Genomic DNA, 24,909 nt, shown 5'->3' on the forward strand with positions numbered 1-24,909 from the left:
CCATGGATGGTCGGGCCGGCGGAAACGAACGGACAAGGCGGAAAACGACAGGCCTGTCCAGACGCCCGGCCCGGAGCAACAGGCCCAGGGCAGAAGGCCTGGCTGACCGCAACGCGAGGCCGCGCCAAGCCAGGCCGGCGGCGGAGCGTGCGGCGAAGTGGAAGGGAAGGCTTGCGCCGCCGACCGGATCGGACGGCGGCGAGGCGTCGAAGCAGCCGGGCCGGGCGCAGTTTCCAGGCCATCTCTTCAAACACGACGGCGGGCTGGACAGACCCGGCCTAGTTGCCGTCGTAGGTGCGCATCTTTTTTTCAAAGGCCCGGCGGGCGTCCTGGGACGGGCACTGGCACACGGCGGCCGCGGCGTCGTAGCGGCTTCCGGCCACCACCCCGCCCGGGCCGGTAAAGACCAGTTTTTCCGGGTCCGGCTGGGCAATGGGATAGACGCCGGGATTGGCCGCGCAGGTTCCGCAGGTGACGTTCCAGGTGGAAACGCCGGTCATGTTCACCTGGGCCACGCAGCAATCGCCGTACGGGTCGACCGTCTGGGGCGTCTGGGTCGTCTGGGCCGTTGCCGGGCCGGCGGCGGCCAAAACGGCCAGGGCCAACACAGGGAAAAGACGGACGTATCGGCGATAAAACGGCTGCGGCATGGTTCCCCCCTGGCACATGGTCCCGATTGTATCGAGTTTCCTGAAACTAGCGGGTCGGGACGAGCTTGTCCATATGCCCGCCCTTGCCCCCGGTCTGCCGGGCCTTATTTGTGTCGGATGGCCCGCCTGCCGCACTGCGGCGGGTATCTTGCCTTTTGCCGGCGCTCGGTCCATAACCTGAAACGATGCTTGCTCCGGGCTTTGCCCGACAACCTACAAAAACAAATGAGGACGCACCCATGCACGAACATGAACACGAGCACGAATACGAAGACGATTGCTGCGGCGGCGACGAAATCCCGGCCGCTTCCGTTGGCCAGCCCGTGGCCGACTTTTCGCTCAAAGTCTACGACCCGGTCGAAGGCTTTTTCGGCGAGATGGACATGGAGCAGATCCAGGAAGCCGGCAAATGGACCATCCTGTTCTTCTACCCGGCCGACTTCACCTTTGTCTGCCCGACCGAGCTGGCCGATCTGGCCACCAAGCACGAAGAGCTGGTGAAACTGGGCTTTGAGGTCTTCTCCGTGTCCACCGACACCGAGTTCGCCCACTTGGCCTGGCGCACCACCGAGAAGCTGCTGGAAAACGTCAAGTTCAAGATGGCCGCCGACCCCACCGGCAAGGTGTCGCGCTACTTCGGCGTCTACGACGAAGAGTCGGGACTGGCCCTTCGCGGCACGTTCATCATCAATCCCGACGGGATGCTGGTGTCCAAGGAAGTGAATTTCTATAATGTCGGCCGCAACGCCGACGAGCTGCTGCGCAAGTGCCAGGCCAACGTCTACCTGCGCGCCAACCCGGCCGAGGCCTGCCCGGCCAAATGGGTTCCCGGCGGACAGACCCTGACGCCTTCGGAAAAGCTCGTGGGCCACGTCTACGAGTCCATGAAGAAATAGCCCCATCCAGCCCCGGCCCCATTGCGGCCCGATGCGTCCTGCCGGCACTCAAGGCCCGGGACGTATCGGGCCGCCTGCTTTTTCCCGCCGCATTGACGCGCCGACGGGTTGCGGGCACAGATTCCGGTAAACAACGGAGCTGCCCATGGCCCCTGCCTCCATCGTGCGAACGTCCTGTCGCGGCTGCCACGGCGTGTGCCAGGTGCTGGTTCACTGCGACGCCGATGGCCGGCCGGTCAAGGTGACCGGCGATCCGGACAGCCCGACCAGTCGGGGCTACCTCTGCCCCAAGGGCGCGGCAGCCATCGAGCAGGCCACCCACCCGGATCGGCTGCGCCGTCCCTTACAGCGTGTCGGCCCGCGCGGCAGCGGCCGCTACGAACCTACTTCCTGGGACGAGGCCCTGGAACGCATGGCCGCCGTCTTTGACACGGTGCGCCGGGAGTCCGGCTCGGAATACATCGCGCTTTGCCAGGGGACCGGGCGGCCCTACACGGAATTTACCGGCCGCTTCATCCACGCCCTGGGCTCGCCCAATTTCGTCTCGCCGGGCCACAACTGCTTCCTGCCCCGAAACATTGCCTCGGCCCTGACCGTGGGCTGGCTGCCGGTGGCCGACGTCTACGGGCGCGGCGGGGCCTCCCCGGCCTGCGTCTTTGTCTTTGGCTGCAACTCCATGGAGACCGGCGCGGCCGACGGCCTGTGCGGTTCCATGGTCAGGAAGGCCATGCGCCAGGCGGATCAGGTCATCGTGGCCGATCCCCGGCGCACCAAAACCGCCGCCGCAGCCGATCTCCATTTGCAACTGCGCCCCGGCACCGAATGCGCCCTGGCCCTGGCCCTGCTCCACGTCATCATCGGCGAGGCGCTCTACGACCACGACTTCGTGGCCAGGCATTGCCAGGGCTTTGCCGAGCTGGCCGCCCATGTGGCCGCTTTTCCCCCGGACTGGGCCGCGCCCATCACCCGGGTGGCGGCCGAGGACATCCGCCGGGCGGCCAAGGCCTTGGCCACGGCCAAGCCCGCCTGCCTGCTCTGGGGCAACGGCATCGACACCAGCGTCAACGCCTTCCAGACCGGCCGGGCGCTGCTGCTCCTTATGGCCGTCACCGGCAACCTCGACGTGCCGGGCGGCATGGTGCGCTGGGCGCCGCCGGCCGGGGTGCGCTGCAAATCGCCCCAGGAAGACAAGAACGTCCTGGGGATGCAGTTTCTCTCACCCGAGCAAAAGGGCCGGATGATCGGAGCCGGCCGCTTCCCCTTTGCGCCGGGCTGCCACCAGCCCAGCTTCTGGGACGCCTGCCTGACAGGCCGGCCGTATCGGCCCCGGGCGGTCTGGCTGGTCGGGACCAATCCCATGCTGACGGCCACGCGCGGCGACGTGGTGGAAGCGGCCTTGCGCGACCATCTGGAATTCACGGTGGTTTCGGACCTGTTCATGACCCCGGCCGCCGAGCTGGCCGATCTGGTGCTGCCGGCCGCCCACTGGCTGGAGCAGGACGACGTGGTCTATTTCCACAAGATCTGGTGCGTGCTGGCCCGACGAAGCGTCCTTGACCCGGGGGAGGTCCGCGACGACCGCGACGTCATTCTCGATCTGGCCCACCGCCTGGGCCTTGACGAAGCCTTCCCCTGGCCCGACCGGCCGGCCTATCTGGACTGGCTCCTGGAACCGTCGGGCCTGGATTTTGCGGCCTTTGCCGAGAAGGGCATCCTTCTTGGCGAGATGCGCTACCGCAAGCACGAGACGGACGGTTTCCCCACGCCAAGCGGCCGGGTGGAACTGGTCAGTTCGATCATGGCCAGGATGGGCCGGCCAAGCCTGCCGGTCTATGTGGAGCCGCCGCTCTCGCCTGTTTCCTCGCCGGAGGTCGCCGCCCGCTATCCGCTCATTCTCATGACCGGCTGCAAGGTCCTGCCCTTTTTCCATTCCGAGGGCCGGCAAATCGATTCCCTGCGCCGGCTGCGGCCGACCCCGCAGGTGGCGGTCCATCCCGACACCGCCGCCGCCCTGGGTCTTGGCCCGGGCGACCCGGTCTGGGTGGTCACCCCGGCCGGCCGGGCGAAACTCAACCTGCGGCCCGATGCCGGGCTGCCCCCGGACGTGGTCCAGGCCGACCACGGCTGGTGGTATCCGGAGCAGCCCGGCCCGGAGCACGGCTGGCGGGAGAGCTGCGTCAACCTGCTCTTTGGCCACGAGCATTTCGACCCGGACTGCGGGGCCGAACCCCTCAAGTGCAGCCTGTGCCGCCTGGAGCCAGCCACCGCCTGACCACCGCCCCGCTTTCTCCCTTTGCAGGGGTCCGGGGGAATCATTTCCCCGAGGGGATCAGGGCAGCACCCCGATTGGCTTTGCCCACCTTCCCGTACCCCTCCACCCACCCGCAGCCTCCCCTTGACCCCTTGTTCCCCTTGCAGGGGTCCGGGGGGATCATCCCCCCGGCGGGGCTCGGGGCAGCGCCCCGATTCTCTTCTCTTCTTTTCTATTTCTATTTCCCTTCCTCTCTCCCCCCACCACCCTGCGGCAGCTTCTCGCGGGCCAGGGCCAGCCAGGCCCGGGCGGCCGGGGACAGGCGCGCCCCTTTGCGCCACAGGAGCGCTGCCCGCCAACGCAGATCGGTCTCGTCCAAAAGCACCACGCCCAGCGGCGCGAGATCGCGGCCTTCGGTCAGGATGCGCGGCAACAGCGCCACGCCAAGCCCGGCGGCCACCAGGGCGATGATGAAATCGACCTGGCCGCTGCGGGCGGCGGCGCGCGGGGTGAACCCGCGCAGGGAGCAGGCGTGTTCGATGCGGGGATTAAGGGCAAAGCCCTGCTCGAAAAGAATGAACGGATCGGTCGCCAGTTCGGACAGACGCAAAGAATGGCGGTCGCGCAGCGGATGGTCGGCCGCCAGCACCGCAACCATGGGGTCGTCGCGCACCGGCTGCCAGGAAAAGGCCTCGGCAATGGGCAGAAGCGACACGGCCAACTCCACTTCGCCGGCCACCAGGGCCTCTTCCAGCCGGGCGCTGCCCTGCTCCATGAGCTCGATTTCAACGCCCGGATAGCGGCTGCGGTATTCGGCAAAAAGCGGGGCAAAAAGCCGGGCGCTGCCAAAGATGGGCAGCCCCAGGCGCAGCCGTCCGGAAATGAGGCCGCGCAGATCGGACAGTTCGGCCAACAGATGCTCGCCCTCGGCCAGCATGGCCACGGCCCGGGCATAGACCAGCTCGCCGGCCACGGTCGCCCGCGCCCCGGTGCTCAGTCGCTCAAGCAGCGCCTCGCCAAACTCCTCTTCCAGTTGCCCCACGGCCTTGCTCACCGTGGACTGGGTGGAGAAAAGCGCCCGGGCCGCCTTGGAAAAACCGCCCAGGCGCACGACTTCCACAAAGGCTTTCAGGTTGCGTAGTTCCATGGCTATTCCAATATGGAATAGTTTTCATTCTGACAATTCATTTCACAAATGGGCAACCCGCCCCTATCTCAGAGGCAGGCAAGGAGCCTGTCGTATGTATGCAACAAATCTCAACCATATTGGCCCGGTGCGCACGTTCGTGGAAACGGCGGGGCAGGTGGCCTTTTTGATCGGCGTGTGGTGGGTCTCGGACGCGGCAGCCAAGGCGTCGGGGCTGCCCATTCCCGGCGGCGTCATCGGCATGTTGGCCCTGCTGGCCGCCCTGGCCACCGGCCGGCTGCCGGCGGCGCGCCTGACCCTTGGGGCCAAGGGGCTACTCAACCACATGCTGCTCTTTTTCGTTCCGGCCGTGATCACGTTGCGCGATCACGCCGAACTGGTAAGCCCCCTTGGGCTCAAACTGCTGGCCGTCATCCTGGTCGGCATCGTGTCGGTGATGGTCGGCACGGCCCTTATCGTCGAACTCTCCATCCGCCTGAGGTCACGCCATGTTCGCTAGCTATACCGCCCTGTTCTGGCTGGTGGCCACGCTTGCCGCCTATGTCCTGTCGCGCATCGCCTACCATTATCTGCGCGCCTGGTGGACGTCGCCGCTGCTTGTAACCTGCGTCCTGTGCCTGGGGCTGACGGTCGCCCTGCACACGGGCTACCGGGAATACATGCGCGGCGGGCAATGGCTGCTGCTGTTGCTCGGGCCGGCCACGGTGGCCTTTGCCGTGCCCATCTACGAGCACCGGGCGCTCATTCGCCGGCACTGGCCGACCCTGGCCGTGGGGGTGGGCTTTGGCTGCCTGCTGGCCCTTGGCGGCTCCTGGCTGCTGTCGGGGATGCTGGGGTTGCCTGAAGGGATGCGGCTTTCGGTGCTGCCCCGGTCGTTTACCACGCCCTTTGCCATGGACTTTGCAAAACAGGTGGGCGGCGCGCCGGATCTGGCCGCAGTGTGCGTCATTGCCACGGGCGTTCTCGGGGCGTCGCTGGGCGGCATGCTGCTCAAAGTCCTGCCCCTGCGCTCGGCCCTGGCCCGGGGGGCCATGCTCGGCATGGGCGCGCACGGCGCGGGCGTGGCCCGGGCCCTTGAGGAAGGCGAAGAGGAAGGGGCCATTGCCGGACTGGTCATGATCCTGGCCGGCGTCACCTGCGCCCTGGTCGGCCCGGCCATCTCGCTTCTTGAGGCCGTGCCGCACGGGCTGTGAGAGAGAAGAAGGCAGAAGATGCCTCCGGCGGCCGGGGGCCTGAGGCCCCCGGACCCCCCAACGGGAAAAATTTTTAAAGGGGTTACGGCAGAGGGCACGCCATGCCTCCGCTGCATAAACCCCTGCCTTCCAGGAGGGATTCCAAAGGGGTCACCCCTTTGGCCGCCGGAGGCAAAAAAAGAAAATCAGGCCAGGCCGAACCAGGCCAGCCAGGCGTCCCAGGTCGCCACCCGGGCGGCAAAGGCGGCATAGCCCTCGGCCCCGGGATGGTAGCCGTCGCCGGAGGCCACCAGACTGTCCAGATAGGCCCGCTCCCGGCACAGCGGCCGGCACATCTCCAGATAGGCCACGCCCATTTCGGCGCAGGCGCCGGCAAAGACGTCGGAAATCTCCTCCACCCGACAGCGGTAGGCGTCGTCCAGGACCGGCGGCGGCCCGACCACCAGCACCGGACACATCGCAGCCACCCGGGAGACGATGTCGAACAGATTGTCCACGGAATCGGCCAGCTCGACCTTGCGGCGGCCGTTTTCGATCTTGGCGTCGTTGACGCCAAACGACAGCACCACCCGGGCCTCGTCGCGGGGCACCAGCCGGGGCGGCAGTTCACGGCCGATACGGGTCTTGATGTGGCGGCTGGTCTCGGAGCGAACGCCCAGGTTGTAGAGCGTCAGCCCCAGCCCGGCGGCCGGCGAAGCAGCGCACAGCCGGCCGGGCCAGCCCAGATACTGGGGGTCGCCAACGCCGACCGTCAGTGAATCGCCGACGAAAACGATACGCATGGCCTCCTCCTCGTCTTGCGTCCTCGAAATGCCCCGGCGCATCCCGACGACAATCCTGCTGGCAAGCCCCTTCACCCCAAAAGCGGTGGTTCCGGCCAAGGGTCTGCTTCGGTCGTCCCGGTCCGCAGCCCACCGGTTTGCCGACCACCGCCCAAAATCCCTTGAAACCTTTTCCCCTCAAGGGAGTCAGGGGGGATTATCCCATCCGGCCGCCGGAGGCATTCCTCCTCCTAAAAGCCCTAGCCCCACTCGTCATGGGGCGGATTGGACTTGCCGGTCATGGAGGCGATGTCGATGCGCACCACGGCCATGGCCGGAAAGTGCTCGGCCTTGAACCCCTCCACCGGCCCGCCGTGGCGGCGCATGAGGATGCGCATGCCGGCCAGCTTTTCCGCCTCGTCCTCGACCAGGACCGCCGTGCCAAAGCCGATGACCGACTTGTAGTTGGTGGTCCAGTCGCAGGGCAGCTCGCCGGTGACAATCTCCACGTCGCTGTCCACCTCGAAGCAGACCTTGGGGTGTTGCCGCAGGATGTCTATCTTCTTGCCTTTTTTAAACGAGTGAAAATAGATGCGCCCGGCGTCGTAGCCCATATTGACTGGTACCACGTAGGGCCATGTGCCGTCGTACATACCCAGGCGACAGATCTGCGACTGCATGAGCAACTGCTCCAGGACCGCCTTGTCCTTGATTTCCCGCTCTTTTCTCCGCATACCCCCACTCCTTTGCCCCGTCGGGCTCGTGCCGCTTTGGCCTATATGTCGGCCAGGGCGTCGAGAAACTGGTAGGCCAGGGTCTTGATGTCCTTAAAGACCTCGCGCCCGGCATGCATCTGCTTGGGATGATGCACGGTCGGGCCGGGGACAGCCACGTCTTCGGCGCAGTATTTGATCAGGCGCTGCATCCCGACAGGCGTTGTTTCCAAATGGTATTGCAAACCAACAACCTTGTGGTTGTAGACAAAGGCCTGATTGGCACAGGCGGCCGAGCTGGCCGCATGAACGGCTCCGGGCGGGATGGCAAACGTGTCGCCGTGCCAGTGGAAAGCGTAATAGGACTCCGGGAAATTGGCAAAGACCGGCTCGGCCAGTCCTTCGGGCGTCATGTGGACCTTGAACCAGCCTATCTCGGGCACGGGATTGCGCGACACCGATCCGCCAAGAACGACCGACAGGAACTGCGCCCCCAGACAGACGCCAAGGACGGCCTTGTTCGCGGCCACAGCCGCCTCAATGGCTTTTTTCTCGCCGGCTATCCACGGGTACTCTTTCTCGTCATAGACGCTCATGGGACCGCCCATGACCACGAGCATGTCGTAGTCGGCAGCAGCCGGCGGCGTTTCATCGGCAAAAAAGCTGGTGGCCGTGACTTCGTGGCCGCGCTCGGCAGCCCACAGGCCGATAGCGCCGACGTCTTCAAAGGGGACATGATAGAATGCATGCAACCGCATGGGGCAACCTCCGGTCTTGCAAAGGACACATCCGGCCCGGACGGGCGAACGTCGCATGGTGGGTTTCGCACCCCGCCTTGTCAAGAACCAAGGCGCATAACTTTGCGCTTTCCTACCGCGACGGTCCGGTATATAGCGGCATCATGACCGGTCCCGCCGGACCGCCATCACCAAACAACAGAGGTACCGCCCATGCCAAATACCCCCTGGCACGCCCAGACCCTGGCCCTGCACGCCGGCCACACGCCGGATTCCGACACGCTCTCCCGGGCCGTGCCCATCCATCAGACCACAAGCTATCTCTTCCGCGATCCCGAACACGCCGCCAACCTCTTTGCCCTCAAGGAAGCCGGCTATATCTACACCCGCCTGGGCAACCCCACCACCGACGCGCTGGAGCGCCGGCTGGCCGCCCTGCACGGGGCCTCGGCCTGCGTGTGCACGGCGTCAGGCATGTCGGCCATTTTCTACGCCGTGGCCGCCATCACCAGGGCCGGCCAGAACATTGTCTCGGGGCTTAATCTCTACGGCGGCACCCACACGCTCTTTGAGCATACCCTCAAGCGCTTCGGCATCGAGGTGCGTTTTGTCGATTCGTCCGATCCGGCCAACTTTGCCGCCGCCATCGACGAGAACACCCGTCTTGTCTACACCGAATCCATCGGCAACCCGCGCTGCAATGTGGACGACCTGCCGGCCATCGCCAAGGTGGCCCACGAGGCCGGCCTGCCCTTTATCATCGACAACACCGTGGCCGCGCCGCCGATCTTGAATCCCTTCGACCTCGGGGCCGACATCGCGGTCTATTCCCTGACCAAGATCATCGGCGGCCACGGCACGGCCATTGGCGGAGCCATTGTCGAGGCTGGCGGCTTCGACTGGTCGGCCGGGGGCAAATTCCCGGAGATCACCGCCCCGGACCCCACCTACCACGGGGCCAATTTCTGGGAAATGCTGTGCCAGCTTGAAGGCACGCCCTGCTCGGCCTTTTGCACCAAGGTGCGCACCGGGCTTATGCGCGACATCGGGGCCACGCCCTCGCCCTTTAACAGCTTTCTCGTCATCCAGGGCGTGGAGACGCTGCCGCTGCGGGCCAAGGCCCATTGCGCCAACGCCCAGAAAGTGGCCGAATTTCTGGAAGCCCACCCGGCCGTCGACTGGGTCAACTACGCCGGCCTGCCCAGCCACAAGGACCATGCCCGGGCCAAGGCGTTTTTCCCCATCGGCCCCGGCGCGGTCTTCGGTTTCGGCGTCAAGGGCGGCATTCCCGCCGGCAAGAAGTTCATCAGCGCCGTCAAACTCTGCTCGCATCTGGCCAATATCTTAGACGCCAAGACGCTGGTCATCCATCCGGCCAGCACCACCCACTCCCAACTCACCCCGGCCGAGCAGCTCGAAGCCGGCGTGACCCCGGACATGGTGCGCATTTCAGTCGGCATCGAAGACGTGGAAGATATTATTGCCGACCTGGATCAGGCGTTGCGAAAGGCCGGGGAGTAGGCAGGACACAACGGAGCGGCGAAGCGGTCTTTTTCCCTGCTGCGGTTGCAGCAACCTTGCGGCGACCGGGGGAGGAACGGCCATTTTCCGGGTACAGGCGAGAGGGGTCCCCTGTTTTGGCTCCCGCCGCCCCGGAGCACAGGCAGCCGGCTGCCTGTGCTCCGGGGCGGCTCCGAGCGCCAAGGCGGCCTGGGTCCGCGAAGGGCTTGGCCGGCCCCGGCAGGCCCGAGGCCCACGACCGGACAAGCCCCCCGTGGACGTCAGGCCCGCTTTCTTTTATCGACCCCAAAGGCGAATGCGGGGTGCGGCCAAATCCGTCCCGCTCTCCATCAACCCCCACTGTTTTGCCATACCCACGAGCATGCTATGCAAGCCATGACGTCTCCCGGCGCCAAGCCGGCCCTGCTCGCCACCCCGTCGCGCCTGTTCGTCGAGACAACATCCCGGTGCAATCTGCGCTGCCCCATGTGCGTCAAGCATTCGGGCCCGGGTCACGCTCCTGAAGGCGACATGTCCCCGGCGATTTTCGAGGCGCTTGAGCCGGCCTTTCCCCAGCTCCAGGCGCTGATCCTCAACGGCATCGGGGAACCGCTCCTGCACCCCCGGCTGGAAGCGTGCATCCAGGCCGGCAAGCGGTCCATGCCGGCCGGCAGCTGGATCGGATTTCAAACCAACGGCCATCTCCTCACCCAGACCCGCGCCAGCGCCCTTCTTGAAGCGGGGCTGGACCGGATCTTCCTGTCCGTCGACGCGACGTCGCCGGAGTTGTTCGAGACCGTCCGCAAAGGCGGCAATCTGGGCCATGTCGAGCGGGCTCTCGGGGCCTTGGCCCAGGCCCAAAAAGACCATCCCGGGGCCAGGCTGGAAGTCGGGGCGGAATTCGTGGTTATGCGCGAGAATATGCAGGAACTGCCGACCCTCGTGGCCTGGCTGGCCAGACGCGGCGTAACCCGGCTTGTCGTCTCGCACCTTCTGCCCTTTGCCCCGGCCATGGCGGATCAGCCCGTTTTCGGCATCAATGCCGAGTCCTCGGAACTTTTTTTCAAGGAATGGTCCGCCAGAGCCCTGCAAGAACACATTGACCTGACGCAGTATTTCAACATCCTTTGGAAATACAAAAAGAGCCCGGAGGATTTGCGAACCATCGATTTCGTTCAAAAAATATCCGCCCAGGCCTGCCTGCACGATATCCCGTTTCATATCGGCAACCTTATTGCCGGCGAAGATCTCAGCCAGCCCGAATCGATCTTTCGCAAGGCAGCCTCCGTGGCCGCGCAAGTCGGTCTCCATCTGGCCCTGCCCGCGCTGCGGCCGCTCAGCAATCACGCCTGTTTCGCCATCAAGCATGGCGGCATGTTCATTACCTGGGATGGCAAGGTCTCCCCGTGCCATTTCCTCTGGCGCAATTCCAGCTGCCATTTATACGGACGGGAAAAGCAGGTCTCGCAACGATTTTTCGGCGACCTGTCCCAGGGCAGCCTCCTGGGAATCTGGAACGATCCGGCCTACAGGCAATTCCGGACCGATGTGCTGCGGCGGCGCTATCCCCATTGCCCCGGCTGCAACGTGTATCCCTGCGAAGACATTGACTCGGCAGATTTCGCCAATGATTGCTACGGAGAGACCGTTCCGTGCGGCGACTGTCTGTGGAGCATGGGCCTGCTCCAGTGTATGGGCCAGGAGGATGTCGGGGAGGAACTCACGCAGCAGAATCTGGCGGAACTAGCCGCCGTGCGGCAGCAACTTGGGGAAGCTTCCAGGGGATACCCCGGCGGCGGCAAGGCCAGCGGGGCTCCTTAAACAAACCGCCTCACTCCTTCACAACCGCACACAGCAGTCCCCGCAGCTGGTACGAACCAAAGGCCGGGTCATAGGGCGGGCCGGCGTTGGTCAGAACGTTGGCCGCCGACTCCAGCTCGCCGAAATGGCCCGCGCCCCGTTCCGGGAACCACCAGCCGTGGTCGACGCTTACCACCCCGTCCATGATGTCCGGCGTCACCCGCACCCGCATACGGATGCTCCCGCGCGGACTCGATACCCGCGCCCAGTCGCCGTCGGCCACGCCGCACGCGGCCGCCGTCCCCGGCGAAAGCTCCACCAGCGGATCGGGCCGCCTCTTGCGCAGAAAGTCGATCTGCCGGCCCTCGCTGTGGAAAAATTCCAGCCGCCGCGCCCCGGTGGTCAGGACCAGCGGAAACTCCCGGGCCGTGTCCGGCGTCGAGACCGGGCTTTCCGGCGGTTCGTAATAGCTCGGCAGCGGGTCGTAGCCAAGCCGGGCCAGCGGCTTGGAAAAAAGCTCCACCCGGCGCGAGGGCGTGCGAAAGCCTTTTTCCAGGTAACGGCGGTAGCCCGGTGGGGCCAGGACCAGACCGCGCTCGGCCAGCTCGGCAAAGGTCACCCCGGCCGGGCGCAGCCGGGCGTCAAAGATGGCCTCCAGGGGCTCGTCCGCCCCGGTTAGCCCCAGGCGGCCGGCCAGATCGTTTAAAATATGCTCAATCTGCCGGCACTCGCCTGTCTGCACCAGCTTGCGGTGGGCGCCAACGCCGCGCGGCGCCACCAGCGGCAGCTCAATAATGCCGTCGATCTCCGGCCACATGGCCCCAGGCAGCACGTAATCGGCCAAGGCCGCCGTTGGCGTCAGGAAATGATCCGTGACCACCAGCAGATCCAGGGCTGTAAGCGACTCCAGCACAGCCCGGGAATCGGCCACCGTGGCCAGCGGATTGTTGCCAAAGAGCAACAGCGCCCGCACCCGATACGGGTCGCCCGTGCGCATGGCCGCAAAAAGCCCGGGAATATGGGCCGAAGGCATAAAGGCCCGGAAGCCGCCCAAAAGCTTGAACTGCTGCGCCCCGATGCGCCGCCCCAAGGCCTCGGCCGGCAACTCCTGGCGCAAGACCGGATACGCGCCGATCAGGTCTTCGCCAAAGACGTCCCCGCCCGGCACGTCGAGGTTGCCGGTCAGTCCGCGCAAAATGGCCACCGCCCGCACCGTCTGCAGGCTGTTGGGGTTCTGCTCGATGGACACGCCCCAATCGAGAATGGACGGCTTGTCCAGGGCATAGCGCCGGGCCGCTTCCAGCATCGACGCCGCCGGCACCCCGGTCACCGCCTCGGCCCAGGCCGGCGTATACCCGGCCACGGCCTGACGCAGTTCGACAAAGCCCGTGGTATGCTGCTCCACAAACTCCCGGTCGTACCAGCCCTCTTCGATGATCGCCCGGATCATGGCCAGGGCCAGCCCGGCGTCGGTGCCCGGCCGGATCGGCAGCCACAGGCCGCAGAGCTTGGCCGTCTCGCTCCGCCTGGGGTCCACGGCAATGCCGAAGGCCCCGGCCGCCAGGGCCTTTTTCACCGGAAACGACAGCTCCCCGTCCGGTCCCGAGACCAGAGGATTGTGGCCCCAGAACAAAATGGTGCGCGGCGGCGTGTCGCCGTAATAATCCCCAACCACAAAGCCGCCGTAGGTCAGATTGGAGACGGTGATGCGCGGGATAAAGCAGTTGGCCAGCCCCGGCTCATACCAGTTGGGCGTGCCAAAGGTGTTGGCAAAACGGATGACGTGGAAATAATGCGGCCGCCCGGTCCCCTGGCCCAAGGCCACCGACTCCGGCCCGGTCTCCCGACGAAAGGCATCCAGCCGCGCCGCTATGTCGCCCAAAGCCTCGTCCCAGGACACCGGCGCAAAACGTCCGCTCCCCCGCTCCCCAACCCGCCGAAGCGGCACGGTCAGCCGGTCCGGGTGATACAGCATCGCCGGCACGGACAAGCCCTTGACGCACATCCGCCCCAGATTAAACGGCGAGCCCAAGCCCGGCCGCACCCGCACCACCCGCCCATCCGCCACCGTCACCCGGGCGGCGCAGCCGCCGTGACAGCCGCGACAGATAGTAGAGTGGTCGCCGTCGTGGAAAGTCGTCATGGAAGAGTGCCTCCGGCGGCCGGGGGCGGCGAGAGCAGAAAAGGCAAAAGAGGCCTCCGGCGGCCGGGGGGGATAATCCCCCCCGAACCCCCTTGATGGGAAAGGGTATTGAGGAGGGGTGCGGTCTGGGCAAGGGGCGGGGGCATGGCCGGTTGTGCAATCAGGTCAGCGCCAGGAAGAAACAGACCACGGCCAGAAAGCCCAGGGCCGTGCGCGAGGCGTGGAGCAGGTTCCACTTCTCCAACAGTGCCCGGGTGACGGCGTCGGCCGTGTCCGGGTCGGCGGCCATGAGTGCGCGGTTGACCGGCATGATGTAGCGGTAGGTCACCACCCAGTTGGCAATGGAAAAGAGCGCGCCGGTGACGTAGAGCGCCTTGCCGGCCCAGTAGGCGGCCAGCAAACCGAAGAAAAAGCCGCCGATGGCCAGACTCGCCTGCATCCGCAGGGCTCGCGGGTAGCTGGCCTGCCACTGGGCCAGCATCTCGCCGTCCAGGAGCACCCGCCGGGCCGGATGCTCGACCAGATTGATGTACAGGGCCGCGCCGGTAAAGGCGGCCATCATGGCCAGGGCAATGGCTCCAAATTCCATACAGGCAGTCTCCGCTTACGCGCCGACCGCAGCCAGGGTGTCGCACAGGGCGGCAATGGCCGTGTCCTGTTCGGTATCGGTCAGCGACGGGTACATGGGCAGGGAGAAAATCTCCCGGGCCGCCAGTTCGGTGTGCGGCAGGTCGCCTTCACTGTAGCCCAGATGGGCATAGCCCGTCATGGTGTGGATGGGCCAGGGATAGCTGATATTGACGTTGACGTCCCGGGCCTTGAGCCCGGCCATGACGGCGTCGCGCTGCGGATGGCGCACCACGTAGAGATAGTAGGCGTGCTCGTTGCCCGGGGCGGTTTGGGGCAGGGTCAGCGACGTGCCGGCCAGGGCGGCGTCATAGCGGGCGGCCAGTTCCCGGCGACGGGCGATATAGGCCGGCAGATGGGCGAGCTTGCCCCGCAGAATGGCGGCGTGGATTTCGTCGAGCCGGCTGTTGTAGCCGTGCTCCAGGGCGTAATAGGTCTTTTCCATGCCGTAGAAACGCAGCTTGCGCAGCTTTTTGTCGATGGCCTCGTTGCTGGTCAGGACCATGCCGCCGTCGCCGTAGGTCCCGAGGATCTTGGTCGGGTAAAACGAAAAGGCGGCGGCATCGGCCAGGGAGCCGCAGACCTGGCCGTGGCGGGTCGCGCCGTGGGACTGGGCGCAGTCCTCGATGACCAGCAGGTTGTGGCGGGCGGCAACCGCAGCCACGGTCTCCATGGCCACGCACTGACCGAAAAGATGGACAGGCACAATGGCCCGGGTGCGCGGCGTGACGGCCGCTTCCAGTTTGTCGACGTCCATCAGGTAGGTGGCCGGGTCGATATCGACGAACCGAGGCACGCCTCCGGCGCTGACAATGGCCGAAACCGTCGGCACGGCGGTGTTGGAGACGGTGATGACCTCGTCGCCGGCTCCCAGGCCGGCGGCCAGCAGGGCCAGCATGACGGCGCTGGTGCCGTTGTCCACGCCAACGCCGTGGGCCGCGCCGCAGTAGTCGGCAAATTCCCGCTCAAAGGCGGCCACATTGGGGCCGAGAATGAGTTTGCCCGAGGCCAGCACCGCTTCCACGGCCGCCAGGATCTCGCCGCGCTCGGCTTCGTATTCTTTCAAATATCCCCAAACATTCACGGGCATAGTGTACACTCCTCACTCTCGTCATTCCCGCGCCGAAGCAGGCGGCGGCTCCGCATCAAGCATCAGCTTCGGCTGCCCCGGTCCCCAGCCGACCGGATTGCCGACCACCACCAAAACCCCTTAAAAAACTTCTCCCGTCGAGGGGTCCGGGGGGATCATCCCCCCGGCCGCCGGAGGCATCTTCGTCTTTCCCCCCTTCTCTACCCTTCTGCCGCAGCCTGTCGCAGACGCGCCAGGGTGCGGGCGTCGGCGAGCAGGGCGTCGGCGAAGGGCTGACCGTGGCCGGTGCGGATGGCGGCGAAGATGCGTTGGAAAAAGCGGGTGAAGGCGTCGGCCGGCGGGCTGGTCTGGGTTGACGGGCCGGCGGGGGTGTTGAGCTCCAGGGCCAGGGCCATGTTGGGCGGCGGGGTAAAGGCCCGGTCCATGGCGGCGGCCAGGGAGGGGCCGAGGATGTCCAGGCGGTTGGCGTAGCCGGTATCAAACCCGAAGGTGCCGGTGAAGCTTCGCCCTCCCGGGTAGGTCATCTGGCAGACGAAGGCGGTATCCACCTCCGGACCGCGCGACAAGATGCGGCAGGCGACGTGGTCCGGCTCGGCCGCAAAAAAGACCCGGCCGGGACTGGCGGCGTAGGCCCCGAGGTCAAAAAGCGCCCCGCCGCCGCAGTCGGCGCGGTGGCGGAAATTGCCGGCCGGCAGCGGCGGAAAGGAGAAGACGGCGGACAGGCGCGCGGGGGCGCTGCCGGCGGCGGCAAAAGCGGCCAGGGCGGCGGCCGGGCGCGGATGGTCGGCCCAGACCGTGGCTTCGGCCAGGACCAGATTTTTTTGGGCGGCGAGATTGGCGGCCTGCCGGGCGTCGGCCAGCTCGAGGAAGGCCGGCTTGTCCACAATGACGTGGCGGCCCGATTCCAGGGCGGCCAGGGCCAGGGCGGCGTGGCGGCTGTTTTCGGTGGAGACGTAGACGACCTCGGCTAGGCTGTGGGCCAGGGCGGTGGCCGGGTCGTCCTGCCAGGCCACGGGCAGCCCGGCCGGGATGTCGGGACGCCGGCCGCTTTGCGAAGCCACGGTCAGGGCCGTGACGCCCAGGTCCGGCAGGTTTGGCAGCACCCGGCGGGCAAAGATGTCCGATGCGCCAAGGACAAGCAGCTTCACGGCAGGGTCTCCAGCAGACCCAGGCAGGCCATGAGGTTTCGGGCCTCAATGCTGACGTGGCCATGCCGGGCCATGCGCCACAGTTGCCCAAGCGTCATCCAGATAAAGTGGCCGGGGAGGTCGAGGTGTTTCCCGGGCGGCAGTTCCACCACCATGTAGCGGTTCTGGAAATGGTGAAAGCGCCCGCCCTCTTCGGACTGCACAGCGTCGTAGCGCACAACGAGGTCCCCGGGATCGAGAAACTGCTTGAGAAAACGCGGGGCGCCCGCCCGTCGGGACCGGGCGGCCACTTCGGAGCAGGCCACGGTGGGACCGATTTCCATGCCGTCGCGGTTGCCGGGCTCCAGGCTCCCCCGGACCAGGAAATGGAGCACGCCGCCGTGGCGCTGGCACAAAAATCCGACCAGCCCTTCGCCCTTGTGGTGCAACAGCGGCTGGGACCAACGGGTGGATTCCCGGGTCTTGGCGGCCACGTCCACGCCGATGACGGAGAAATACAGTCCCGACTCGTGGCGGATGTCCGTATCCGTGACCATCCAGCCGCGCAGGGCGTCCAGGGGCAGGGGCGAGACGTGCATGGCGTGACGGGCCTTGCCGTCGGTCAGCCAGGCCATGAGGCGGTCCATGGTGTGTCGTTCCTTGTCCGAACGGCAAAACGACAGATAGATGTCCAGGCCGAAACCGGTGACGCCGTCGACCAGGCCGTAATTCGGCGGTTCGTCGGGATCGGCCAGGGGAATGAGCGAGACCACGGTGCGGGCGTCCATGTTGACGATGTTGTCGTGGGCCAGAAGGGCCTTGATCTGCCCGAGCGTCAGCCAGCAGAAATCCTCGTGCATGGGCACGGGACCATCCACGGCCACCACCATGTTGCGGTTTCGCTTGCGCAAAAACCGCGCCCCCTGTTCCGGCTGGAGCTGGTCGAGCAGCACCCGGGCCAGACCGGGCTCGGTGAAATATTCGAGGTAGCGCGGGGTGCTGCCCTGGTGCACCCGGGAATAATTGCTGTGGGTGGCCTGGACCGTGGGCGAGAGCTGGAGAATGTTGACGTTGCCCGGCTCCATCTTGGCCTGCATGAGAAAATGGAGCACGCCGTCGATTTCCCGGGCGAGCAGGCCCAGGATGCCCACTTCGGGCTGGTTGATAATGGGTTGGTCCCAGGTCGGCGCGGGACCGAAGTCGGTTTCCACCCGGATGCCCTCAATGGAGAAGAACCGGCCCGTGCGGTGGACCAGTCGCAAGGGCCCCGGGGCGTAGCTCCACTGGTCAAGGCCGGCCAGAGGGACCTGGCGCACCTCGAAACGATGGCAGCGGTCCTTGGCGGCGAACCAGTCCCTGACGGCGTCGAGACTGGGAAACACACCGGCCATGGCCCGGCACGATCCCAGAAACGCCCGACAAACAGCAGCGGTGCTCATGGCTTGGCTACCGCGGCCAGATAGTCTTCGTAGCTGCGGATCGAACGGCCCATGTCGTAGTGGGTGCTGGCCAGGACCAGACAGACCGCCCCGGGGGAAATGTCGCGGATGTCAATGAAGACCATGGCCGGAATGAAAAGGCCCCGGGCCGGATCGTCCAGGCGATGGGAAACGCGGGCAAAGCCGTCGGTGAGGTCGAGGCGCAGCGAACCGGCCACGCAGACCACCAGCTGGTCGGTGTCGCGATGGGCATGGCCGCCGCGCTCGGCCGTCATGTGGTGCATGTAAAAGACCCGGCGAATGGGAAAGGGGATGGTCTGGCCGGCTTCCACGGCCGACAGCGCCCCCCGGTCGTCGCCGACGGTCGGCACGTCGATGCTGCGGACCAGGGTGAGCGGACTTACCATCGCCGGGGCTCCCGGCCGCCAGTCTCCCCGCCGCCATGGACCTCGCGCACCACGAACTGCGGCGCGCGGTTGGCCTCAAGCAGTCCCCGGCCCACGTATTCGCCAAGCAGGCCAAGCATGACGAGCTGGATGCCGGCGAAAATGACCACCGTGACGTAGAGCGTGGTCCAGCCCGTGGGCACGTCCACGCCGAACAGCTTTTCCAGCAGGCTCCAGGCGGCCATGACCAACCCGAAGGCGCTGACCGCCAGCCCAAGCACGGCCGACAGGCGCAGCGGGGCCACGGAAAAATTGACGAACATGGTCAGCCACAAGCGCACGAGCTTCCACAGGGTGTAGCCTGAACGACCGGTCTGGCGCTGGCAGTGGGTCACCATCACCTGGGCGATATTGTCCGTAACCCGCAAAATCAGGCCATCGACATAGGGAGACGGGCCGGCGTAGTCGATGATGCGGTCCACCACGAAGCGGCTTAAGCACTTGAAGCTCGACAGATAGAGATGGGGCGGTTTGCCAAGCAGCCAGGTGGCGACCTTGTCGTGAAAGGCGCTGCCCCAATTGCGCAAGGGGTGGTGGCATTTTTCCCGAAACGCGCCGTAGACCACGTCGTAGCCGCCGGCCACGGCGGTTTCCACCAATCGGGCCGCCTCGGCCGGGGGATTTTGGAAATCGTCGTCCATGATCACGACGTATTCGCCGGCCGACTGGCACAATCCGGCCATGACCGCACTGTGTTCGCCGAAATTTTTCGCCAGCTTGAGATAGGTCACCCGGCCGGGGTGGCGGTCGCAGCAGGCCAGACATTCCCGGTGGCTGCCGTCGCGGCTGCCGTCGTTGACCAGCACCACATCCGTATGCGGCAGGGGCGGGCTGGCGAGCAAGGCATCGACCAGCCGGCCGATGGTGGCCTCGGCGTTGTAGACCGGGATCACGACAGTGAGCGTGGGTGGGGAGGAAACTGCTGTCATAGCCTATTTCAAGCGGATTGCAGGTTGTCGGCGACGGGTTTGCGGGCCAGGACGAAGATGGAAAGCCCGAACGGCAGCGCAAAACCATGCCTTACAATCATGTTATTTTCAAGGCGGCGAATCCCGGCCAGGACGGCGTTGACCGGTCCGGGCAGGGGAGCAAGATCGGACACCGGCGGCCGACCGCCCGGACGGGGACGTTTGCGCCAAAGCCGGACCAGGGCCGCAATGGGGAATAAAATCGTATTGGAATAGCTGCAGATGTCCAGGGTGAAACCGGCGGCGGCCAACAGCCGGCGCACCTCGCCGATTCGGTAGCGTTTGACCACGCCGACCGCCCGGTCGTGTTCGCTGTAAAGGGCCTCAAAGGCCACCAGATTGAGGATCAAGGCCCCGCCCGGGGCCAGCACCCGAAAAAGTTCCCGAAAGGCGGCCGGCACTTCGGCCGGCGGCACATTGGCCAGGACGTCCAGGGATACGGCCACGTCAAAGCTCGCGGCGGCAAACGGCAGGGTCGTGGCCGAGGCCTGGGTCAGGGCAAACGGGCCGCGCCTGCGGGCCAGGGCCAGGGCCGTGGCCGACAGATCAAGCCCCACCGGCGCAACATCGCGCAGTATTTCCAGGACCTTGCCTGTGCCGCAGCCGGCATCGAGCACCCGCCCCGGACCGGCCGCCAGCCCCCGGCACCGGGCAAAGGCCTGTTGCAACTGGTCATGCAGGCCAAGATACCACCAATGGTGTTCCTCGGACCCAAACATGGTGGCATATTCCGCTTCTTGCATGGACAACGCATCCTCTGACGGTCAATCTGCGGACACGGCCGCAGGGGGAGGTCGCAACGGCGATACTCTAGCGGTTTGCTCAAAAAAAATCTATTGCACCGAGTCACGTATCGCGCAGCACGAGGCCGTCATGTCGCCGTTGTCCGCTCCCCAGCCGCTTTTTTCCGTTATCGCCCCGGTCCTTGGCGAATCCGGCCGCATCAACGGCCTGGTGGACAATATCCGGACTGCCGGCTACGGCCTGCCCATCGAAATCATCATTGTCGACGGAGATCCGGGGCAAGCAACGCTTCGCGCCCTGACCCGCTCCGGCGTCACCGGCCTGACCTCGCCCCCGGGCCGGGGCCGGCAGCAAAATGCCGGGGCAGCCCTGGCCTCGGGCGAATATCTGCTCTTTTTGCACGCCGACACCCGCCTGCCGGCCGGAGCCTTTGAGGCCGCCGCCGCCCTGCTCGAGGGCCGGGCCGAACTCGGGGCCTTTTCCCTGGCCATCCGCTCGGACAACGTCCTGCTGCGCCTGATTGCCGCCGCAGCCACCTGGCGCTCGCGGCTTTTTTCCCTGCCCTACGGCGATCAGGCCCTGTTTCTGCGCCGGGATCTGTTCGAGGCCATGGGCGGTTTTGCCGACATCCCCATCATGGAGGACGTGGAACTGGTGCGCGCCCTGCGCCGGGCCGGCGGCCGGGTGGCCGTCTCGCCCCGGTGCGTCACCACCTCGGCCCGGCGCTGGCGGGCCGGGGGCATTCTGGCCACCAGCCTGCGCAATCTGGCCCTGCTGTTTTTTTTCTCCCTGGGCGTCTCCCCCCACCGTCTGGCCCGGCATTATCCGGCCATGCCCGAAAGTCCGGGCAGCCCCGGGGCAGCGGACACGACGGCCGGGAGCCGGCCATGAGCGGAGACGCCCTGCTGGTCATGGTCAAGGCCCCGCTGCCCGGCCGGGTCAAAACCCGGCTGGCTGCCGCCGTCGGCGACGCCGCCGCCCTTTGCGCCTACCAGGCCATGGTCGCCAACGTCCTTGCCGCCGTTGACGCCAGCGGCCTGCCGGCCACCATCGTCTATACCCCGGAGACCGCCCGCGAGGCCGTCGTCGCGCTGTGCGGCCCGGCCCGGCAATGGCAGCCCCAGGCCCCGGGCGATCTCGGGGCACGCATGGCCGACGCCTTGTCCCGGGCCTTGGCCGACGGGGCGCAACGGGCCGTGCTGATCGGCTCCGACCTGCCGCTGGTTACGCCCTCGCTCCTGCGCCAGGCGGCGCATATCCTGGCCAGGCGCCAGGCCGTGCTCGGGCCGGCCGCCGACGGCGGCTACTGGCTGATCGGGTTTCGCCGGGACGGTTTTTTGCCCGACGTTTTTGCCGACATGCCCTGGAGCACGCCGGCCGTGGCCGCCCTGACCCTGACGCGCCTCGCCGCCGCCGGGCGCACCACGGGCCTTTTGCCCGCCTTGCCCGACTGCGACACGCCGGCCGATCTGGCCCGCCTGGCCGGCCCGCCCTGGCGGGAACGGCTGGAGGCCACGCCCTTTGGCCGGTTTCTGGCCCAAGGGTCGGCCGCGATGTTTGACCAAAACCCCGGCTACCGTTAAGACTTCGGCGAAAAGAACACGACGCCGCGAGAGAGCGGGCGAAAGAGCAGGGAGCGCCATTGGGGACGCCAAGCGGTGAATTGAGCGCCAGGACCCTTGTGTCCTGCTTTTTGCGCTGCTACCTCGTGGGGGCTGCATTCAATACCCGCGGCCTCCAGCACGTGGGGCTGGCCTATGCCATGGAGCCGGGACTGGTGCGGCTCTATCCCGATCCGGCCGTTCGCAACACGGTTTTCGAGCGCTATCTCAAACTGTACAATACGCATTTTTTCTGGACGCCGCTTCTGGTGGGGCTTTTCCTCTCGCTGGAGGAAAAAATAGCCCAGGGGCTTGCGCCGGCGGAAATGCTTGACAACGTCAAGACCACAACGGCATTCACCCTCTCCGCCATAGGCGATACGTTTTTTTCCGCCAGCGTCATGGGCCTGTGGGGCATCTCGGCGGCCTGTCTGGCGGCCAACGGCCGCTACGGCCTGCTGCTGACGACGGCGGCGGTCCTGTTTGTGACCGCCCAGGCCTTCAAGGCCGTCACCTTTCGCACCGGCTACCGCGAAGGGTTTCAGGTGCTTCGGCGACTCAAACGCTGGGATCTGGTCAACCTCGGCCGGCGCATCAAGATGGCCAATGCCGTGCTGTTGGCCCTGTTTTGGATGCTGGCCCACCCCCGGACCGAGTCCGGAACCGCCCTGGCCGATGCGGCGCTGATCGGCATTCTGGCGGCCTGGGCCGCCACCCGGCCGTCCGTGGCCCGGGAGGTCGCCCTGCTGGCCCTGGCCGGGGGCTGGATTTTCGTCCGTTCCATGTGGCCGGCCTGACGGCCGGCAAAACCGCCCGGCGTTCGCGCCGGGACAACCGCCGACACGGTGGATGATGACCGAGCCATCCCTTATCGCCCCGACCACGGGCGCTGACGATATCCTGGCCGACAACGACGGCTACAGCCTGCGGGTCCGTGTCTTAAACGACCAGGGTCTGCACGCCCGTCCGGCGGCCAGACTGGCCCAGGAAGCCCAGAAATTCACCTGCGACGTCCATCTGCGCCATGACGAGGCCGACGTGGACGCCAAAAGCATCCTGGATATCCTCACCATGGCCGCCGGCCACGGCAGCGAACTGGAACTGCGCGCCCATGGCCCCGACGCCGTGGCCGCCCTGCGCCATCTTGGCGAACTGTTTCGCAACCACTTTCGGTAGATCGCCAACCCCAACACCCCCCGCGTCCCGACCGCCGCTCCGCGCCGCCGGTACGCCAAGGACCAGCCCGACATGGCAACCCTCAAAGGCATCCCCGTCTCCGCCGGCATCACCATCGGACGGGCCTTTTTCCTCAACCGCTCCGGGGCCGGACCGTTGCCCCGCCAGACCCTGCCCGAAGCCTTGGTCGGGCCGGAAATCGCCCGTCTGGAACGGGCCTTTGCCCAGTTCGCCCTGGAAATCGAGCAGGCCCGGGAACGCATCCCGGCGGAACTGCGCGAACACACGCTGATCATCGATTCCCATCTGATGATCTTAAAAGACCCGAAACTCTCGGGCGTGGCCAAACGTTACATCCAGTCTCTGGGCATCAACGCCGAATGGGCCTTGGACAAGGCCGTGGCCGATCTGGAAAAGGCCTTCGAGGCCCTGGACGATCCCTATTTCCGCGACCGCATCCAGGACGTGCGCACGGTCGCCGGCCGCGTCCAGGCCCGGCTGGCCGGCCAGACCGCCGAAACCCGGGCCATCGAGAGCCGGGTGGTGCTCATGGCCCACGACGTCTCCCCGGCCGACACCGCCTCCCTGCAGACGGACAAGATCATGGCCCTGGTCACGGTCCAGGGCGGCAAGACCTCCCACACCGGCATCCTGGCCCGGACGCTCGGCATCCCGGCCGTGGTCGGGGTGACGGAGCTTGAGCGCAAAGTGCGCGACGGCGATCTGGTGATCGTGGACGGGCTGCGCGGCGTGGTGGTGCTGTCGCCGTCCGAGGAGGAACTGGCCAGGCTCTCCGACCTCAAATACCAGTTCGAGGCCTACCAGGCCGGCATCATGCGCGGCTGCCATCTGCCCGGCGAAACCATCGACGGCTACCGGCTCAAGGTCAAAGCCAATATCGAGATGCTCGACGAGGTGGCAACCGTGGTCAACAACGGCGGCGAGGGCATCGGCCTGTACCGCACCGAATATTCCTACATGAACCGGGTCAAGCTCCCCACAGAGGAAGAACTTTACCAGGAATACCTGGATCTTGCCACGATCATGTCGCCGCGCCGGGTGACCCTTCGCACCCTTGACGCCGGGGCCGACAAGTTCGTGAGCACGCTTGGGGCGCTCGATGAGCGCAACCCGGCCCTGGGACTGCGGGCCATCCGCCTGTGCATGCACCATCCCGACATTTTCAAGACCCAGCTGCGGGCCATCCTGCGGGCCTCGGTGGCCGGCAATATTTCGGTGATGTTTCCCATGATCTCGGGGCTGCGCGAAATCCGCCAGGCCAAGGCCATGTTGGACGAATCCCGGGCCGAACTGCGCCAGGAAGGCCTGCGTTTCAATACCGAGCTGCCGGTCGGCATCATGATGGAGCTGCCCTCGGCCGTCATGATCGCCGAGGTGCTGGCCCGGGAAGTCGATTTTTTCAGCATCGGCACCAATGACCTCATCCAATATTCCCTGGGCATTGACCGGACCAACCGCTATGTGTCCCACATGTACCAGCCCCTGCACCCGGCGGTGGTGCGCTCCATCAAGCATGTGGTCGACGCCGCCCACCAGGCCGGCATCGAGGTGAGCCTGTGCGGCGAGATGGCCTCCGATCCCTTCTGCGTGCCCATCCTCATGGGAATGCAGATCGATTGCATCAGCTTAACGCCCCAGGCCATACCCGGCATCAAGCGCATTATTCGCCAAGCCACCATGGACGATTGCAAAAACCTGCTTAAATTGGTCCTGGAAAGCCCGTCCGTGACCCGGACCAACGCCCTGGTCCAGGAAACCATCTTCCGGCAATTCCCGGACGAGCTGATGTTTTATTCCTCCCTGCTTGACCGGGACGAAAATCCGGCCCATTGACCGCCCGGGCTGCCGGGCCGTATCAGGGGCCTTGCAAACGACGGTC

General features: G+C 66.1%; 24 protein-coding genes. 11 read left to right on the top strand and 13 right to left on the bottom strand.

The features are described from left to right. Positions 1–278: 278 nt before the first annotated feature. Complete coding sequence (locus NY78_RS16700) at positions 279–650, bottom strand: hypothetical protein (RefSeq protein ID WP_043638369.1); 372 nt, start codon at positions 648–650, stop codon at positions 279–281. A gap of 239 nt (positions 651–889) precedes the next feature. On the opposite strand from NY78_RS16700, the gene NY78_RS16705 reads away from it, so the two are divergent. Together NY78_RS16705 and NY78_RS16710 are read left to right on the top strand one after the other, a co-directional pair. Then, complete coding sequence (locus tag NY78_RS16705; protein WP_043638371.1) at positions 890–1,546, top strand: peroxiredoxin; 657 nt, start codon at positions 890–892, stop codon at positions 1,544–1,546. A gap of 145 nt (positions 1,547–1,691) precedes the next feature. Then, a complete protein-coding gene (locus NY78_RS16710; RefSeq protein ID WP_043638373.1) occupies positions 1,692–3,818 on the top strand; it encodes a molybdopterin-containing oxidoreductase family protein in 2,127 nt (708 codons plus the stop codon). Positions 3,819–4,035: 217 nt separating this feature from the next. Here NY78_RS16710 and NY78_RS16715 read toward each other — a convergent pair whose 3' ends face one another. Next, positions 4,036–4,944 (bottom strand): LysR family transcriptional regulator, encoded by a 909-nt coding sequence (locus tag NY78_RS16715; RefSeq protein ID WP_043638374.1) that lies wholly within the window; start codon positions 4,942–4,944, stop codon positions 4,036–4,038. A 94-nt stretch (positions 4,945–5,038) separates the two neighbouring features. Between NY78_RS16715 and NY78_RS16720 the strand changes: the two genes are divergently transcribed. Next, the gene (locus NY78_RS16720) at positions 5,039–5,443 is read left to right on the top strand and encodes a CidA/LrgA family protein (protein WP_047960251.1); all 405 of its coding nucleotides are present in this window, start codon (positions 5,039–5,041) and stop codon (positions 5,441–5,443) included. Further along, positions 5,433–6,137: an LrgB family protein gene (locus NY78_RS16725; protein WP_043638377.1), complete on the top strand. Its 705-nt coding sequence runs from the start codon at positions 5,433–5,435 to the stop codon at positions 6,135–6,137. Before NY78_RS16720 ends, NY78_RS16725 begins: the two co-directional genes overlap by 11 nt. 185 nt (positions 6,138–6,322) lie before the next feature. Here the strand turns inward: NY78_RS16725 and NY78_RS16730 are convergent, their stop codons facing one another. The 3 genes from NY78_RS16730 to NY78_RS16740 form a co-directional block, all read right to left on the bottom strand. Then, entirely contained in the window at positions 6,323–6,919 is a 597-nt protein-coding gene (locus NY78_RS16730) for a GDSL-type esterase/lipase family protein (protein ID WP_043638495.1), read from the bottom strand. Positions 6,920–7,158: 239 nt separating this feature from the next. Further along, a complete protein-coding gene (locus NY78_RS16735) occupies positions 7,159–7,632 on the bottom strand; it encodes a pyridoxamine 5'-phosphate oxidase family protein (RefSeq protein ID WP_043638380.1) in 474 nt (157 codons plus the stop codon). A 41-nt stretch (positions 7,633–7,673) separates the two neighbouring features. Next, entirely contained in the window at positions 7,674–8,369 is a 696-nt protein-coding gene (locus NY78_RS16740) for a type 1 glutamine amidotransferase (RefSeq protein WP_043638384.1), read from the bottom strand. Positions 8,370–8,561: 192 nt separating this feature from the next. On the opposite strand from NY78_RS16740, the gene NY78_RS16745 reads away from it, so the two are divergent. Beyond that, on the top strand, positions 8,562–9,869 hold the full coding sequence (locus NY78_RS16745) for an O-acetylhomoserine aminocarboxypropyltransferase/cysteine synthase family protein (RefSeq protein WP_043638388.1): 1,308 nt from the start codon (positions 8,562–8,564) through the stop codon (positions 9,867–9,869). Between the two features lie 366 nt (positions 9,870–10,235). Next, the gene (locus NY78_RS16750) at positions 10,236–11,669 is read left to right on the top strand and encodes a radical SAM/SPASM family putative metalloenzyme maturase (RefSeq protein ID WP_047960252.1); all 1,434 of its coding nucleotides are present in this window, start codon (positions 10,236–10,238) and stop codon (positions 11,667–11,669) included. Between the two features lie 10 nt (positions 11,670–11,679). On the opposite strand, the gene NY78_RS16755 is transcribed toward NY78_RS16750, so the two are convergent. The 8 genes from NY78_RS16755 to NY78_RS16790 all read right to left on the bottom strand — a co-directional run bounded on the left by NY78_RS16755 (position 11,680) and on the right by NY78_RS16790 (position 20,231). Continuing rightward, positions 11,680–13,791 (bottom strand): molybdopterin-containing oxidoreductase family protein, encoded by a 2,112-nt coding sequence (locus NY78_RS16755; RefSeq protein WP_043638393.1) that lies wholly within the window; start codon positions 13,789–13,791, stop codon positions 11,680–11,682. 160 nt (positions 13,792–13,951) lie between these two features. Further along, positions 13,952–14,380 (bottom strand): DUF1772 domain-containing protein, encoded by a 429-nt coding sequence (locus NY78_RS16760; protein ID WP_043638396.1) that lies wholly within the window; start codon positions 14,378–14,380, stop codon positions 13,952–13,954. 15 nt (positions 14,381–14,395) lie between these two features. Then, on the bottom strand, positions 14,396–15,508 hold the full coding sequence (locus NY78_RS16765; protein ID WP_043638398.1) for a DegT/DnrJ/EryC1/StrS family aminotransferase: 1,113 nt from the start codon (positions 15,506–15,508) through the stop codon (positions 14,396–14,398). Positions 15,509–15,708: 200 nt separating this feature from the next. Then, positions 15,709–16,656 carry a Gfo/Idh/MocA family protein gene (locus NY78_RS16770; RefSeq protein ID WP_043638399.1) on the bottom strand — a complete coding sequence of 316 codons (948 nt, stop codon included), beginning with the start codon at positions 16,654–16,656 and terminating at the stop codon, positions 15,709–15,711. Continuing rightward, positions 16,653–18,074: an NDP-hexose 2,3-dehydratase family protein gene (locus NY78_RS16775; protein WP_043638402.1), complete on the bottom strand. Its 1,422-nt coding sequence runs from the start codon at positions 18,072–18,074 to the stop codon at positions 16,653–16,655. Before NY78_RS16775 ends, NY78_RS16770 begins: the two co-directional genes overlap by 4 nt. After that, the gene (locus tag NY78_RS16780; RefSeq protein ID WP_043638404.1) at positions 18,071–18,481 is read right to left on the bottom strand and encodes a sugar 3,4-ketoisomerase; all 411 of its coding nucleotides are present in this window, start codon (positions 18,479–18,481) and stop codon (positions 18,071–18,073) included. The genes NY78_RS16775 and NY78_RS16780 overlap by 4 nt, the downstream gene beginning before the upstream one ends. Continuing rightward, positions 18,475–19,449 (bottom strand): glycosyltransferase family 2 protein, encoded by a 975-nt coding sequence (locus NY78_RS16785; protein ID WP_043638405.1) that lies wholly within the window; start codon positions 19,447–19,449, stop codon positions 18,475–18,477. The genes NY78_RS16780 and NY78_RS16785 overlap by 7 nt, the downstream gene beginning before the upstream one ends. Positions 19,450–19,457: 8 nt before the next feature. After that, a complete protein-coding gene (locus NY78_RS16790) occupies positions 19,458–20,231 on the bottom strand; it encodes a class I SAM-dependent DNA methyltransferase (protein ID WP_043638407.1) in 774 nt (257 codons plus the stop codon). A 130-nt stretch (positions 20,232–20,361) separates the two neighbouring features. Here NY78_RS16790 and NY78_RS16795 point away from each other — a divergent pair, with 130 nt between their 5' ends. The 5 genes from NY78_RS16795 to ptsP all read left to right on the top strand — a co-directional run bounded on the left by NY78_RS16795 (position 20,362) and on the right by ptsP (position 24,863). Continuing rightward, entirely contained in the window at positions 20,362–21,123 is a 762-nt protein-coding gene (locus NY78_RS16795; RefSeq protein WP_047960253.1) for a TIGR04283 family arsenosugar biosynthesis glycosyltransferase, read from the top strand. Continuing rightward, positions 21,120–21,815 carry a TIGR04282 family arsenosugar biosynthesis glycosyltransferase gene (locus NY78_RS16800; RefSeq protein WP_043638409.1) on the top strand — a complete coding sequence of 232 codons (696 nt, stop codon included), beginning with the start codon at positions 21,120–21,122 and terminating at the stop codon, positions 21,813–21,815. The genes NY78_RS16795 and NY78_RS16800 overlap by 4 nt, the downstream gene beginning before the upstream one ends. Positions 21,816–21,895: 80 nt before the next feature. After that, the gene (locus NY78_RS16805) at positions 21,896–22,630 is read left to right on the top strand and encodes a PTS system mannose/fructose/sorbose family transporter subunit IID (RefSeq protein WP_231584027.1); all 735 of its coding nucleotides are present in this window, start codon (positions 21,896–21,898) and stop codon (positions 22,628–22,630) included. Between the two features lie 55 nt (positions 22,631–22,685). Then, positions 22,686–23,009, top strand: a complete 324-nt coding sequence (locus tag NY78_RS16810) for an HPr family phosphocarrier protein (protein ID WP_043638503.1) — start codon at positions 22,686–22,688, stop codon at positions 23,007–23,009. Between the two features lie 72 nt (positions 23,010–23,081). Then, a complete protein-coding gene (ptsP, locus tag NY78_RS16815) occupies positions 23,082–24,863 on the top strand; it encodes a phosphoenolpyruvate--protein phosphotransferase (RefSeq protein ID WP_043638413.1) in 1,782 nt (593 codons plus the stop codon). The last annotated feature ends 46 nt before the right edge of the window (positions 24,864–24,909 follow it).

Origin of the sequence: Desulfovibrio sp. TomC (assembly GCF_000801335.2) — a bacterium.
GTDB lineage: Bacteria > Desulfobacterota > Desulfovibrionia > Desulfovibrionales > Desulfovibrionaceae > Solidesulfovibrio.

Excerpts from the sequence above, each read along its gene's own strand:
- NY78_RS16700 (WP_043638369.1), bottom strand. The coding sequence starts at position 650 with ATGCCGCAGCCGTTTTATCGCCGATACGTCCGTCTTTTCCCTGTGTTG.
- NY78_RS16705 (WP_043638371.1), top strand. The coding sequence starts at position 890 with ATGCACGAACATGAACACGAGCACGAATACGAAGACGATTGCTGCGGC.
- NY78_RS16710 (WP_043638373.1), top strand. The coding sequence starts at position 1,692 with ATGGCCCCTGCCTCCATCGTGCGAACGTCCTGTCGCGGCTGCCACGGC.
- NY78_RS16715 (WP_043638374.1), bottom strand. The coding sequence starts at position 4,944 with ATGGAACTACGCAACCTGAAAGCCTTTGTGGAAGTCGTGCGCCTGGGC.
- NY78_RS16720 (WP_047960251.1), top strand. The coding sequence starts at position 5,039 with ATGTATGCAACAAATCTCAACCATATTGGCCCGGTGCGCACGTTCGTG.
- NY78_RS16725 (WP_043638377.1), top strand. The coding sequence starts at position 5,433 with ATGTTCGCTAGCTATACCGCCCTGTTCTGGCTGGTGGCCACGCTTGCC.
- NY78_RS16730 (WP_043638495.1), bottom strand. The coding sequence starts at position 6,919 with ATGCGTATCGTTTTCGTCGGCGATTCACTGACGGTCGGCGTTGGCGAC.
- NY78_RS16735 (WP_043638380.1), bottom strand. The coding sequence starts at position 7,632 with ATGCGGAGAAAAGAGCGGGAAATCAAGGACAAGGCGGTCCTGGAGCAG.
- NY78_RS16740 (WP_043638384.1), bottom strand. The coding sequence starts at position 8,369 with ATGCGGTTGCATGCATTCTATCATGTCCCCTTTGAAGACGTCGGCGCT.
- NY78_RS16745 (WP_043638388.1), top strand. The coding sequence starts at position 8,562 with ATGCCAAATACCCCCTGGCACGCCCAGACCCTGGCCCTGCACGCCGGC.
- NY78_RS16750 (WP_047960252.1), top strand. The coding sequence starts at position 10,236 with ATGCAAGCCATGACGTCTCCCGGCGCCAAGCCGGCCCTGCTCGCCACC.
- NY78_RS16755 (WP_043638393.1), bottom strand. The coding sequence starts at position 13,791 with ATGACGACTTTCCACGACGGCGACCACTCTACTATCTGTCGCGGCTGT.
- NY78_RS16760 (WP_043638396.1), bottom strand. The coding sequence starts at position 14,380 with ATGGAATTTGGAGCCATTGCCCTGGCCATGATGGCCGCCTTTACCGGC.
- NY78_RS16765 (WP_043638398.1), bottom strand. The coding sequence starts at position 15,508 with ATGCCCGTGAATGTTTGGGGATATTTGAAAGAATACGAAGCCGAGCGC.
- NY78_RS16775 (WP_043638402.1), bottom strand. The coding sequence starts at position 18,074 with ATGAGCACCGCTGCTGTTTGTCGGGCGTTTCTGGGATCGTGCCGGGCC.
- NY78_RS16780 (WP_043638404.1), bottom strand. The coding sequence starts at position 18,481 with ATGGTAAGTCCGCTCACCCTGGTCCGCAGCATCGACGTGCCGACCGTC.
- NY78_RS16785 (WP_043638405.1), bottom strand. The coding sequence starts at position 19,449 with ATGACAGCAGTTTCCTCCCCACCCACGCTCACTGTCGTGATCCCGGTC.
- NY78_RS16790 (WP_043638407.1), bottom strand. The coding sequence starts at position 20,231 with ATGCAAGAAGCGGAATATGCCACCATGTTTGGGTCCGAGGAACACCAT.
- NY78_RS16795 (WP_047960253.1), top strand. The coding sequence starts at position 20,362 with ATGTCGCCGTTGTCCGCTCCCCAGCCGCTTTTTTCCGTTATCGCCCCG.
- NY78_RS16800 (WP_043638409.1), top strand. The coding sequence starts at position 21,120 with ATGAGCGGAGACGCCCTGCTGGTCATGGTCAAGGCCCCGCTGCCCGGC.
- NY78_RS16810 (WP_043638503.1), top strand. The coding sequence starts at position 22,686 with ATGACCGAGCCATCCCTTATCGCCCCGACCACGGGCGCTGACGATATC.
- ptsP (WP_043638413.1), top strand. The coding sequence starts at position 23,082 with ATGGCAACCCTCAAAGGCATCCCCGTCTCCGCCGGCATCACCATCGGA.